This is a genomic window from Streptococcus macedonicus ACA-DC 198, assembly GCA_000283635.1.
GTDB lineage: Bacteria > Bacillota > Bacilli > Lactobacillales > Streptococcaceae > Streptococcus > Streptococcus macedonicus.
Window position 1 is genome coordinate 272,781 of the sequence record HE613569.1, and the last position, 13,518, is coordinate 286,298.

General features: G+C 40.7%; 9 protein-coding genes, 2 tRNA genes, 3 rRNA genes and 1 pseudogene. All 15 read left to right on the forward strand.

Features of this window, described 5'->3' with window-relative positions:
- Positions 1–4 precede the first annotated feature (4 nt).
- Positions 5–513: pseudogene (locus tag SMA_RS01515) on the forward strand (HAD-IC family P-type ATPase); the annotation flags it as partial.
- A gap of 80 nt (positions 514–593) precedes the next feature.
- Positions 594–800, forward strand: coding sequence for a copper chaperone TcrZ (tcrZ, locus tag SMA_RS01520; RefSeq protein ID WP_002294571.1), 207 nt, complete (start codon positions 594–596; stop codon positions 798–800).
- Positions 801–938: 138 nt separating this feature from the next.
- Positions 939–3,050, forward strand: coding sequence for a heavy metal translocating P-type ATPase (locus SMA_RS01525; RefSeq protein WP_014293906.1), 2,112 nt, complete (start codon positions 939–941; stop codon positions 3,048–3,050).
- Positions 3,051–3,756: 706 nt separating this feature from the next.
- Positions 3,757–4,371: a CadD family cadmium resistance transporter gene (locus tag SMA_RS01530; protein ID WP_014293907.1), complete on the forward strand. Its 615-nt coding sequence runs from the start codon at positions 3,757–3,759 to the stop codon at positions 4,369–4,371.
- A gap of 11 nt (positions 4,372–4,382) precedes the next feature.
- Positions 4,383–4,721, forward strand: a complete 339-nt coding sequence (gene cadX / locus SMA_RS01535; RefSeq protein WP_014293908.1) for a Cd(II)/Zn(II)-sensing metalloregulatory transcriptional regulator CadX — start codon at positions 4,383–4,385, stop codon at positions 4,719–4,721.
- Between the two features lie 46 nt (positions 4,722–4,767).
- The gene (locus SMA_RS11785) at positions 4,768–4,902 is read left to right on the forward strand and encodes a hypothetical protein (protein ID WP_006531373.1); all 135 of its coding nucleotides are present in this window, start codon (positions 4,768–4,770) and stop codon (positions 4,900–4,902) included.
- A gap of 64 nt (positions 4,903–4,966) precedes the next feature.
- Entirely contained in the window at positions 4,967–5,251 is a 285-nt protein-coding gene (locus SMA_RS01540; protein ID WP_230937540.1) for a hypothetical protein, read from the forward strand.
- A 724-nt stretch (positions 5,252–5,975) separates the two neighbouring features.
- Positions 5,976–7,524 (forward strand): 16S ribosomal RNA (locus tag SMA_RS01545).
- A gap of 57 nt (positions 7,525–7,581) precedes the next feature.
- Positions 7,582–7,654 (forward strand) — tRNA-Ala (locus SMA_RS01550).
- A 144-nt stretch (positions 7,655–7,798) separates the two neighbouring features.
- Positions 7,799–10,698: ribosomal RNA gene (locus tag SMA_RS01555) — 23S ribosomal RNA — on the forward strand.
- A gap of 81 nt (positions 10,699–10,779) precedes the next feature.
- Positions 10,780–10,895, forward strand: a 5S ribosomal RNA gene (gene rrf, locus SMA_RS01560).
- Together the 16S, 23S and 5S rRNA genes with 2 tRNA genes alongside form the textbook arrangement of a ribosomal RNA operon.
- Before the next feature lie 5 nt (positions 10,896–10,900).
- Positions 10,901–10,974, forward strand: a tRNA-Asn gene (locus SMA_RS01565).
- A gap of 160 nt (positions 10,975–11,134) precedes the next feature.
- A complete protein-coding gene (locus SMA_RS01570) occupies positions 11,135–11,617 on the forward strand; it encodes a sigma-70 RNA polymerase sigma factor region 4 domain-containing protein (protein WP_044563186.1) in 483 nt (160 codons plus the stop codon).
- A 139-nt stretch (positions 11,618–11,756) separates the two neighbouring features.
- A complete protein-coding gene (locus SMA_RS01575; protein WP_009853366.1) occupies positions 11,757–12,023 on the forward strand; it encodes an ACT domain-containing protein in 267 nt (88 codons plus the stop codon).
- 11 nt (positions 12,024–12,034) lie between these two features.
- On the forward strand, positions 12,035–13,372 hold the full coding sequence (locus SMA_RS01580) for a PFL family protein (protein ID WP_014293911.1): 1,338 nt from the start codon (positions 12,035–12,037) through the stop codon (positions 13,370–13,372).
- Positions 13,373–13,518: the final 146 nt, after the last annotated feature.

Consider the following 13,518-nt stretch of genomic DNA (forward strand, 5'->3'; position numbering starts at 1 on the left):
TGTTGAAGTAATCATGATTACTGGAGATAACAAACGAACAGCCAAAGCGATTGCTAAGCAAGTGGGTATAGACAGTGTATTAAGTGAAGTATTACCTGAAGATAAAGCAGAGGAAGTCAAAAAACTACAAGAGGCAGGCAAGGAGGTAGCGATGGTTGGAGACGGCATTAATGATGCACCCGCATTAGCTCAAGCAGATGTCGGAATTGCAGTTGGATCAGGTACAGACGTGGCGATTGAATCGGCTGATATTGTCCTTATGCGTAATGATTTAACCGCTGTATTGACTGCGATTGATTTAAGTCATGCAGCGCTACGAAACATTAAACAAAACTTGTTCTGGGCTTTTGCTTACAACCTTGTAGGTATTCCAGTTGCGATGGGTCTTTTGTATATTTTTGGCGGACCATTGATGAGTCCAATGTTGGCGGGGCATTCGCCATGAGTTTCAGCTCCGTATCGGTCTTGCTCAATGCTTTACGGTTAAGACGATTCAAACCAGCAGTTGTTTAGAAAACACTTAGCTTATCTGGGATTTAAACTTCTTCCTATTCTATATAATAGGAGAAGATAAAAAAAAGGGGAATAAAATAATGAAAAAAGAAGTCTTATTAGATGGCGTAAAATGTGCAGGTTGTGCGAACACGGTACAAGAAAGATTTTCAGCTATTGAAGGGGTTGAATCTGTAGAGGTTGATTTAGCGACTAAAAAAGCAGTACTTGAAAGTCAAACAGAGATTGATACCGAAACGCTCAATGCTGCTTTAGCAGAAACTAACTATTCAGTATTAAGTGCATAAAGTACGAATACCATTTATTCATAGATAGTAGCTAGAGATAAAGTATAGAACCCTTTTCGTGAGAATTATATGCAGTGTTAGATGAGAAGGTTCTAAAACTTTAAAATCAGTCTCTAATATAATAAAGAGGAATTAAAAATGAGGAATAACAAAAAACATTCGTCACATAGTCATCATAATCACGGTGACATGGATCACTCAAAACACGACCATAATGAAATGGAACATAGTCAGATGGATCACAGCAAGATGAATCATAGTGCGATGGATCACAGTGAAATGGATCATGGCGCAATGGGAGGGCATGCCCACCACCATCACGGAAGCTTTAAGGAACTTTTCTTAAAGTCATTGCCACTAGGAATCATTATTATGCTCTTAGTCCCTTTGCATGGATTTGAACTACCATTCCAGTTTACTTTTCCATATTCTGATATTGTAGTAGCTATTTTATCTACTATATTAATTATTTATGGTGGACGTCCATTCTATCAAGGTGCAGTTGACGAATTTAAACAAAAAAAACCTGGAATGATGGCACTCGTTTCTTTAGGTATAAGTGTTTCATATTTATACAGTATTTATGCTGTGATCATTACCTACGTAACGGGTGAACACGTGATGGACTATTTCTTTGAATTTGCTTCATTACTATTAATCATGTTATTAGGTCACTGGATTGAGATGAAAGCTATTGGAGAAGCAGGAGACGCACAAGCAGAATTGGCTAAGTTAGTGCCGAAAGATGCTCACGTTGTATTAGAAGACGATTCAATTGAAACACGACCAGTTGCTGACTTAAAGGTAGGTGATTTAATTCGTGTTCAAGCCGGAGAAAATGTGCCAGCAGACGGGATTATCGAGCGTGGCGAATCACGTTTAAATGAAGCTCTTTTGACTGGAGAATCAAAAGCAGTTAAAAAAGGCCCTGGCGATGAAGTAATCGGGGGCTCAACAAATGGAGAAGGGGTTCTTTATATTAAAGTGAATGAGACAGGTGATCAATCCTTCATCTCTCAAGTTCAGAATTTAATCAGCCAAGCTCAAAGTCAGCCTTCCAGAGCAGAAAATATTGCTCAAAAAGTTGCAGGGTGGCTCTTCTATATTGCTGTTATTGTCGCGCTAATTGCCTTTGTAGTGTGGATGGTTATAGAAGATATACCAACGGCAGTTATATTTACTATTACTACATTAGTTATTGCTTGTCCGCACGCATTGGGTTTGGCTATTCCATTGGTAACCGCCCGTAGCACGAGCTTAGGAGCTAGCCGTGGCTTACTAGTAAAAGACCGCCAAGCCTTAGAAATAGCTCAAGATGCAGATGTGATGATTTTAGATAAAACGGGTACTTTAACAACTGGTGAATTTAAAGTATTAGATGTAAAACTTCTTAATGACAAATATACAAAAGAGGAAATCATTGCCTTATTGGCAGGTATTGAAGGAGGATCTAGCCACCCAATTGCTCAATCAATTATAAGTTTCGCCGAGCAGCAAAATATACGTCCAGCATCTTTTGATTCGATTGATGTGATTTCCGGTGCTGGAGTAGAGGGCGAAGCAGGTGGGCACCGTTACCAACTAATCAGTCAAAAAGCCTATGGACGTAATCTTGATATGGATATTCCAAAGGGAGCAACTCTTAGTGTCTTAGTAGAAAACGATGATGCCATTGGTGCTGTAGCTTTAGGGGACGAATTAAAACCAAAGAGTAAAGAGTTAATTAAAGCTCTTAAAAAGAACAATATTCAACCAATTATGGCAACAGGTGATAATGAAAAAGCAGCTCAAGGCGCGGCAGTAGATTTAGGGATTGAATATAGATCAAATCAATCTCCACAAGACAAATATGAGTTAGTTAAAACACTTAAAGATGAAGGAAAGAAAGTTATCATGGTAGGTGATGGTGTAAATGATGCTCCTTCTCTTGCCTTAGCAGATGTTGGTATAGCTATAGGTGCTGGAACTCAAGTTGCATTGGATTCAGCTGATGTCATATTGACTCAATCCGATCCAGGAGATATTGAATCATTCATTGAATTAGCACACAAAACAACTCGTAAGATGAAACAAAACCTATTTTGGGGAGCTGGTTATAACTTTATAGCTATCCCTCTAGCTGCAGGAATTTTGGCTCCTATTGGTATCACATTAAGCCCTGCATTAGGAGCAATCCTAATGTCTGTGTCAACAGTCATCGTCGCCATTAATGCTATGTTATTAAGTTTAGATCCAAAAAATAACGGTTAACAGATCGAATGATTGAAACTCCTTAAAGTATCAAGATACAATAGTTTTACAGGAGAAAAAGAGATGTAAGTACTGGCTCTTTGTAAAATCGTGTTGGTAGAAGTAGACGATTTTTCTACCAACACGATTTTTAATTTATTATAGAACTGATTTCTTTTAAAATCCTAAAAGCCACCTATTTCGACAGTTTTATAGCTTGTTATTCTATTTTCTTGACAATAATACCACCGTCTCCACACGTTTTTTAACCATAAAAAGACACCTCCATGAGCATTTGATTATATTATATCAAATCCAACTTGGAGGTGTTTTTATTTAATTCTCATTTACGGGGGTCAGTGCCAATTAAAATTGTGTATTTTTTATTTAAAATGTATTAGAATTAAATTCATATAAAATATGCACGAAAAATAAATCAAAATTAAAAAGTACAAATTAATGAAGTGATTATTGATAAAAATAGTTAATAATTGGTTAAACAAAATATATAACTTGTTTATAAATTTGTAGAAATGAACCATTATAAATCTCCTCTTAAATATTGAAAAAACCATTGGCAGTGGACATATTTTAAGACTATATATTTCTGAAACTAGTTTCACAATACAAATATTGACATGCAATTATTAATTGGTGGATTTTAAGTTGATATCTACAAAGTTTAATGTTAAAATACATTCAAAAATATATTTGAATGAGGTGTTTTATGATTCAAAATGTTGTTACTTCAATAATCCTGTATTCTGGGACAGCCGTAGACTTACTTATTATCCTAATGTTATTTTTTGCCAAAAGAAAAAGCAGAAAAGACATCATTAATATCTATTTAGGACAATTTCTAGGCTCTGTTAGTCTAATATTGCTAAGTTTGCTTTTTGCATTTGTCTTAGATTATATTCCTAGTAAAGAGATTTTAGGTTTGCTCGGTTTGATTCCAATTTTCCTAGGCCTCAAAGTTTTGCTTTTAGGAGATTCTGATGGAGAAGCTATTGCCAAAGAAGGTTTGAGCAAAGATAATAAAAACCTGATTTTTCTAGTCGCTATGATTACTTTTGCAAGTTGTGGTGCTGACAATATTGGTGTCTTTGTCCCATATTTTACTACCTTAAATTTAGCAAATTTGATAGTGACTTTACTTACCTTTCTAGTCATGATTTATCTCTTGGTTTTCTCTGCCCAAAAATTGGCACAAGTCCCTTCTGTTGAAGAAACTTTGGAAAAATATAGCAGATGGTTTATTGCCGTTGTTTATTTAGGATTGGGAATATATATCCTGATTGAAAACAACAGTTTTGACATGCTATGGACTGTGTTAGGCTAGGAGAAAATATTTTGAAAATAGATAGTATCTGCCAAGTGAATGTTATAAATCAACAAAATGTTACAACAGCAACGAACTACCTTGAAAAGGAAAAAGTCCAAAAATCACTTCGCATTTTATCAAAGTTTACCGATAATAAACAGATAAATATCATCTTTTATCTCCTTGCTGTTGAAGAACTATGTGTCTGCGATATAGCCTGTTTACTAAATCTCAGTATGGCATCTGCCTCCCACCATCTTCGTAAACTAGCCAATCAAAACATCTTGGACACTAGAAGAGAGGGGAAAATTATATATTATTTTATAAAAGATGAGGAAATCAGAGATTTTTTTAATCAACTAGGATAACAACTATTTTTACTACTTTACCCATGATTATATATAGGACTTATCTATGAAATTTTTTGATGAAAATTACTCACAAGAAATACCTACTCGTATCAAATGTTTAAGAAAAAAGTATAATTTAAAGCAAAGCGACCTAGGTAATACAGGTCAAGTTAGCCAAGTTGAAAAGGGAGGAATTTGAAAGAATTTGTATTTTTTTTGTTTCATTTATGCCCTATGCTATTGGAATAGTTAGTAGTCATTTCATGAATCATACGGCACAGCTCTTTTATGGACTGATCGTTATTGTTTCAACGGTAGCAAACTGGTTTTTACATAAAGTAATTGATAAACCCAATATAGATCATAAAGAATTACTTGAAGCTACCGCACAATATAGGAAGTTATTGATACCTGACCTAATAATTAAAGGAGTGGGATTGATTCTATCCTTAATTCTCTATCCTCCGATTATGATGTATAGTGTTTTAATTGCGGCATTTTACATCATAACTTTAAAAACACTATCCGAAAAAAGAGTGAATAACTAAAAAACGGTGACCAAAGTTAGGTGTATTATTTTAATGCTTAGATACCTAAACTATTACCCTATTTTAAAAATATTGATTCAGATTTTATGAAATTAAAAAGTAGATATTGTTCAGAAAATCCTTGATATTACGCTGTTTTTAGTCCAACTGAAATCCATACTTTCCAAACCAGGTCTTAAAAAAGCTCGTAAAGCTTCACAATTCTCAAAACGTTAAGAATCGGCTACAATACAGCAATTAAAAATACTTCATGGTTCACACCATGGGGTGTTTTTTATAGTAAGAGGATTTATTTCTACTTTTCTAATCTACCAAGAGTGACTAAGTTTACTTTAGAGCTTTCCTATAGGCAAAACTAAAGAGAGGTTTACATTTTATCAAAAAAATAGTTGACAGTTTTTTCTAAGTTTAGTATACTAGATAAGCTATCGCAAGAGAGCAGGTTTCAGGTTTACAGAAAAGCTAAAAAAGTTCTTGACAAAGTAAGCTTGAGATGATACACTAATATAGTTGTTGTCCGAGAGGGCGGCAGAAATCGGTTTGAAACAGAATTGAAAAAACTTTAAAAAAGTGGTTGACAAGCTATTTCAGATTTGATAGAATATAGAAGTTGTCTCACGAGAGACAAAGACCTTTGAAAACTGAACAAGACGAACCAAACGTGCGGGTTGAGAAATCGACCTGTTAAGAAAATAAATCTGTCAGTGACAGAATGAGAACAAGATTAAATGAGAGTTTGATCCTGGCTCAGGACGAACGCTGGCGGCGTGCCTAATACATGCAAGTAGAACGCTGAAGACTTTAGCTTGCTAGAGTTGGAAGAGTTGCGAACGGGTGAGTAACGCGTAGGTAACCTGCCTATTAGTGGGGGATAACTATTGGAAACGATAGCTAATACCGCATAATAGTGTTTAACACATGTTAGAGACTTAAAAGATGCAATTGCATCACTAGTAGATGGACCTGCGTTGTATTAGCTAGTTGGTGGGGTAACGGCCTACCAAGGCGACGATACATAGCCGACCTGAGAGGGTGATCGGCCACACTGGGACTGAGACACGGCCCAGACTCCTACGGGAGGCAGCAGTAGGGAATCTTCGGCAATGGGGGCAACCCTGACCGAGCAACGCCGCGTGAGTGAAGAAGGTTTTCGGATCGTAAAGCTCTGTTGTAAGAGAAGAACGTGTGTGAGAGTGGAAAGTTCACACAGTGACGGTAACTTACCAGAAAGGGACGGCTAACTACGTGCCAGCAGCCGCGGTAATACGTAGGTCCCGAGCGTTGTCCGGATTTATTGGGCGTAAAGCGAGCGCAGGCGGTTTAATAAGTCTGAAGTTAAAGGCAGTGGCTTAACCATTGTTCGCTTTGGAAACTGTTAAACTTGAGTGCAGAAGGGGAGAGTGGAATTCCATGTGTAGCGGTGAAATGCGTAGATATATGGAGGAACACCGGTGGCGAAAGCGGCTCTCTGGTCTGTAACTGACGCTGAGGCTCGAAAGCGTGGGGAGCAAACAGGATTAGATACCCTGGTAGTCCACGCCGTAAACGATGAGTGCTAGGTGTTAGGCCCTTTCCGGGGCTTAGTGCCGCAGCTAACGCATTAAGCACTCCGCCTGGGGAGTACGACCGCAAGGTTGAAACTCAAAGGAATTGACGGGGGCCCGCACAAGCGGTGGAGCATGTGGTTTAATTCGAAGCAACGCGAAGAACCTTACCAGGTCTTGACATCCCGATGCTATTTCTAGAGATAGAAAGTTTCTTCGGAACATCGGTGACAGGTGGTGCATGGTTGTCGTCAGCTCGTGTCGTGAGATGTTGGGTTAAGTCCCGCAACGAGCGCAACCCCTATTGTTAGTTGCCATCATTCAGTTGGGCACTCTAGCGAGACTGCCGGTGATAAACCGGAGGAAGGTGGGGATGACGTCAAATCATCATGCCCCTTATGACCTGGGCTACACACGTGCTACAATGGTTGGTACAACGAGTCGCAAGCCGGTGACGGCAAGCAAATCTCTTAAAGCCAATCTCAGTTCGGATTGTAGGCTGCAACTCGCCTACATGAAGTCGGAATCGCTAGTAATCGCGGATCAGCACGCCGCGGTGAATACGTTCCCGGGCCTTGTACACACCGCCCGTCACACCACGAGAGTTTGTAACACCCGAAGTCGGTGAGGTAACCTTTTAGGAGCCAGCCGCCTAAGGTGGGACAGATGATTGGGGTGAAGTCGTAACAAGGTAGCCGTATCGGAAGGTGCGGCTGGATCACCTCCTTTCTAAGGAAAAAACGGAAGCACGTTTGGGAAGTCTTGTTTAGTTTTGAGAGGTCTTGTGGGGCCTTAGCTCAGCTGGGAGAGCGCCTGCTTTGCACGCAGGAGGTCAGCGGTTCGATCCCGCTAGGCTCCATTGAATCGAAAGATTCAAGTTGATTGTCCATTGAAAATTGAATATCTATATCAAATTCCACAATTAGAAATAATTGTAGAAAGTAACAAGAAATAAACCGAAACGCTGTGATTTAATGAGTTTAAGGTCAGAAGACCAAAATAAGGTTAAGTTAATAAGGGCGCACGGTGGATGCCTTGGCACTAGAAGCCGATGAAGGACGTGACTAACGACGAAATGCTTTGGGGAGTTGTAAGTAAACATTGATCCAGAGATGTCCGAATGGGGGAACCCGGCATGTGATGCATGTCACTCATTACTGTTAAGGTAATGAAGAGGAAGACGCAGTGAACTGAAACATCTAAGTAGCTGCAGGAAGAGAAAGCAAATGCGATTGCCTTAGTAGCGGCGAGCGAAGCGGCAAGAGGGCAAACCGATGTGTTTACACATCGGGGTTGTAGGACTGCGCTGTGGGAAGTCAAGATTATAGAAGAATTACCTGGGAAGGTAAGCCAAAGAGAGTAACAGCCTCGTATTCGAAATAGTCTTAAACCCTAGCAGTATCCTGAGTACGGCGAGACACGAGAAATCTCGTTGGAATCTGGGAGGACCATCTCCCAACCCTAAATACTCTCTAGTGACCGATAGTGAACCAGTACCGTGAGGGAAAGGTGAAAAGCACCCCGGGAGGGGAGTGAAATAGAACCTGAAACCGTGTGCCTACAACAAGTTCGAGCCCGTTAATGGGTGAGAGCGTGCCTTTTGTAGAATGAACCGGCGAGTTACGATATGATGCGAGGTTAAGTTGAAGAGACGGAGCCGTAGGGAAACCGAGTCTTAATAGGGCGAATTAGTATCATGTCGTAGACCCGAAACCATGTGACCTACCCATGAGCAGGGTGAAGGTGAGGTAAAACTCACTGGAGGCCCGAACCAGGGCACGTTGAAAAGTGCTTGGATGACTTGTGGGTAGCGGAGAAATTCCAAACGAACTTGGAGATAGCTGGTTCTCTCCGAAATAGCTTTAGGGCTAGCGTCGATGTTAAGTCTCTTGGAGGTAGAGCACTGTTTGATTGAGGGGTCCATCCCGGATTACCAATATCAGATAAACTCCGAATGCCAACGAGATATAATCGGCAGTCAGACTGCGAGTGCTAAGATCCGTAGTCGAAAGGGAAACAGCCCAGACCACCAGCTAAGGTCCCAAAATATATGTTAAGTGGAAAAGGATGTGGGGTTGCACAGACAACTAGGATGTTAGCTTAGAAGCAGCTATTCATTCAAAGAGTGCGTAATAGCTCACTAGTCGAGTGACCCTGCGCCGAAAATGTACCGGGGCTAAAACATATTACCGAAGCTGTGGATACCTTTTAGGTATGGTAGGAGAGCGTTCTATGTGTGATGAAGGTGTACCGTGAGGAGCGCTGGAACGCATAGAAGTGAGAATGCCGGTATGAGTAGCGAAAGACAGGTGAGAATCCTGTCCACCGTATGACTAAGGTTTCCAGGGGAAGGCTCGTCCTCCCTGGGTTAGTCGGGACCTAAGGAGAGACCGAAAGGTGTATCCGATGGACAACAGGTTGATATTCCTGTACTAGAGTATATAGTGATGGAGGGACGCAGTAGGCTAACTAAAGCGTGCGATTGGAAGTGCACGTCTAAGCAGTGAGGTGTGATGTGAGTCAAATGCTTACGTCTATAACATTGAGCTGTGATGGGGAGCGAATTTAAGTAGCGAAGTTAGTGATGTCACACTGCCAAGAAAAGCTTCTAGCGTTAATTATACTCTACCCGTACCGCAAACCGACACAGGTAGTCGAGGCGAGTAGCCTCAGGTGAGCGAGAGAACTCTCGTTAAGGAACTCGGCAAAATGGCCCCGTAACTTCGGGAGAAGGGGCGCTGGCTTTAAGTCAGCCGCAGTGAATAGGCCCAAGCAACTGTTTATCAAAAACACAGCTCTCTGCTAAATCGTAAGATGATGTATAGGGGGTGACGCCTGCCCGGTGCTGGAAGGTTAAGAGGAGCGCTTAGCATTAGCGAAGGTGTGAATTGAAGCCCCAGTAAACGGCGGCCGTAACTATAACGGTCCTAAGGTAGCGAAATTCCTTGTCGGGTAAGTTCCGACCCGCACGAAAGGCGTAATGATTTGGGCACTGTCTCAACGAGAGACTCGGTGAAATTTTAGTACCTGTGAAGATGCAGGTTACCCGCGACAGGACGGAAAGACCCCATGGAGCTTTACTGCAGTTTGACATTGAGTATCTGTACCACATGTACAGGATAGGTAGGAGCCTAAGAAGCCGGGACGCTAGTTTCGGTGGAGGCGTTGTTGGGATACTACCCTTGTGTTATGGCTACTCTAACCCAGATAGGTGATCCCTATCGGAGACAGTGTCTGACGGGCAGTTTGACTGGGGCGGTCGCCTCCTAAAAGGTAACGGAGGCGCCCAAAGGTTCCCTCAGAATGGTTGGAAATCATTCGCAGAGTGTAAAGGTATAAGGGAGCTTGACTGCGAGAGCTACAACTCGAGCAGGGACGAAAGTCGGGCTTAGTGATCCGGTGGTTCCACATGGAAGGGCCATCGCTCAACGGATAAAAGCTACCCTGGGGATAACAGGCTTATCTCCCCCAAGAGTTCACATCGACGGGGAGGTTTGGCACCTCGATGTCGGCTCGTCGCATCCTGGGGCTGTAGTCGGTCCCAAGGGTTGGGCTGTTCGCCCATTAAAGCGGCACGCGAGCTGGGTTCAGAACGTCGTGAGACAGTTCGGTCCCTATCCGTCGCGGGCGTAGGAAATTTGAGAGGATCTGCTCCTAGTACGAGAGGACCAGAGTGGACTTACCGCTGGTGTACCAGTTGTCTTGCCAAAGGCATCGCTGGGTAGCTATGTAGGGAAGGGATAAACGCTGAAAGCATCTAAGTGTGAAGCCCACCTCAAGATGAGATTTCCCATGATTTTATATCAGTAAGAGCCCTGAGAGATGATCAGGTAGATAGGTTAGAAGTGGAAGTGTGGTGACACATGTAGCGGACTAATACTAATAGCTCGAGGACTTATCCAAAGTAACTGAGAATATTGACAGCGCGTCGGAAACTTGTTAAAATATATAGGTATTCAATTTTGATTGGATAATCAATCAGAGTTAAGTGATGATAGCCTAGGAGATACACCTGTTCCCATGCCGAACACAGAAGTTAAGCCCTAGAACGCCTGAAGTAGTTGGGGGTTTCCCCCTGTTAGATATGGTAGTCGCTTAGCTTTTATCCGCCATAGCTCAGTTGGTAGTAGCGCATGACTGTTAATCATGATGTCGTAGGTTCGAGTCCTACTGGCGGAGTAAAGAAGACGGTAACAACGGCTGAGGCTGTTGTTTTTTTCTTACTTCATAAGCATTTTTGGACCATGACATTTTTGTCATGGTCTTTTTGCGCTTTCCTTTTTATAATGGGATTACCTTTTAAGTAAGGGAAACTAACTGTCAAGGAGATTCGAAAATGATGGAAACATTTGAAAGCTATTTTGAAAAGGTCAAACCGATTGTGCTTAAGTTGCGTCGTCACTATTTTGTCAAATTATGGGACTATGATGATTGGTTACAAGAGGGACGGGTGGTTCTGTTCCGTCTCCTGCAAGAAAAGCCTAATTTGTTGCAGGACGACTTGTCTCTTTATGCCTATTTTAAAACGAAGTTTTCCAACTATCTCAAGGATGTGATTCGCCATCAAGAGAGTTTGAAACGCAAGTTTAATCAGCTGCCATATGAGGAGATTAGTGACGTGGGGCATTGTTTGGCGCAAACAAGGTTTCTGGATCTGGCGGATTATGTGGCTTATCAGGAGCGGCTGCAGGCGGTTGAGCAGCGATTAGGAGTGGGAGCAAAAGAAAAACTAGCGAAGGTGATGCGAGGGGAGCGCTTTGAGGGGAAAAAGGCCTTCTTGACTAAAATTGAGCCCTTCTTTAATGAGTTTAGGGAAAAATAGCAAATAGAATTTTAAAACATGAATTTTTTTAAAAAAATATCAAAAATAATTCGCTTTTTGATGAATTTGTATCCGAATTAAATGGAATTTTTCTAAAAATTATGATAAAATTGAACCAATATTATTTTGGAGGCCTCTCATGAAAGCAATTATTACTGTTGTTGGTAAGGATAAGACAGGTATTGTAGCAGGTGTTTCAGCAAAAATTGCTGAATTAGGTTTGAATATTGATGATATTTCTCAAACTGTTTTGGATGATTTCTTTACGATGATGGCTGTTGTTTCATCTGATGAAAAGCAAGATTTTACTTATTTACGTTCAGAATTTGAAGCTTATGGTGAAACGTTGAATGTTAAAATTAATATTCAAAGTGAAGCTATTTTTGATGCTATGTATAACATTTAAGGAGGAAAGACGTGGATATTAAACAAGTTACTGAAACCATTGCGATGATTGAGGAACAAAATTTTGATGTTCGTACCATTACAATGGGAATTTCTCTTCTTGATTGTATTGATCCAGATATTAATAAGGCTGCAGATAAGATTTATAAGAAAGTTGTCGAAAAAGCTGGTTCTTTGGTAGCTGTTGGAGATGAAATTGCGGCTGAATTAGGTATTCCAATTGTCAATAAACGTGTTTCTGTAACACCGATTGCTATTATTGGAGCGGCGACTGATGCGACTGACTACCTTTCGTTGGCTCATGCTTTGGATAAGGCTGCGAATGAAATTGGAATTGATTTTATTGGTGGTTTTTCTGCCTTGGTTCAAAAGGGTTACCAAAAAGGTGATAAAATTCTTATCAACTCTATTCCTCGTGCGCTTGCTGAAACATCAAAAGTTTGCTCATCCGTCAATATTGGTTCTACAAAATCAGGGATTAATATGACAGCAGTTGCTGATATGGGGCGCATTATTAAGGAAACGGCTGAATTGTCTGATTTGGGTGCAGCAAAATTAGTCGTGTTTGCAAATGCGGTTGAAGATAATCCATTTATGGCTGGTGCTTTCCATGGTGTTGGTGAAGCTGATGTTGTCATCAATGTCGGTGTTTCTGGTCCTGGTGTTGTAAAACGTGCTCTTGAAAAAGTTCGCGGTGAAAGTTTTGACGTTGTTGCTGAAATGGTTAAGAAAACAGCCTTTAAGATTACACGTATTGGTCAATTGGTTGGCCAGATGGCGAGTGAACGTTTAGGGGTTAAATTTGGTATTGTTGATCTTTCTCTTGCGCCTACACCAGCGGTTGGTGATTCTGTGGCTCGTGTTCTTGAAGAAATGGGGCTTGAAACAGTTGGTACTCATGGAACAACTGCAGCGCTTGCACTTTTAAATGACCAGGTTAAAAAAGGCGGTATTATGGCTTGTAACCAAGTTGGTGGTTTGTCTGGTGCTTTTATTCCTGTATCTGAAGATGAAGGTATGATTGCTGCTGTTCAAAATGGCTCACTTAACTTGGAAAAACTTGAAGCAATGACAGCTATTTGTTCTGTTGGTTTGGATATGATTGCTATTCCTGAAGATACTCCTTACGAAACAATCGCTGCTATGATTGCTGATGAAGCAGCTATTGGTGTGATTAATCAAAAAACAACAGCTGTTCGTATTATTCCAAAAGGTAAAGAAGGCGATATGATTGAATTTGGTGGTCTTCTTGGTACAGCACCTGTAATGAGTGTTAATCATAATTCATCTGCTGATTTCATCAAACGTGGTGGTCAAATTCCTGCTCCTGTTCATAGCTTTAAAAACTAATTACTTTGTTTGATATTTACCTAGAGTAAGCAAAGATTGCTATCCTAGGTATTTTTTTTGCTTAAATTTTAAAAAATGATTTCAGGTTATCAAAGCTGCGTGTCAACTGATGAAGCTTTTGAAAAATATGATATAATAAAAGAGCT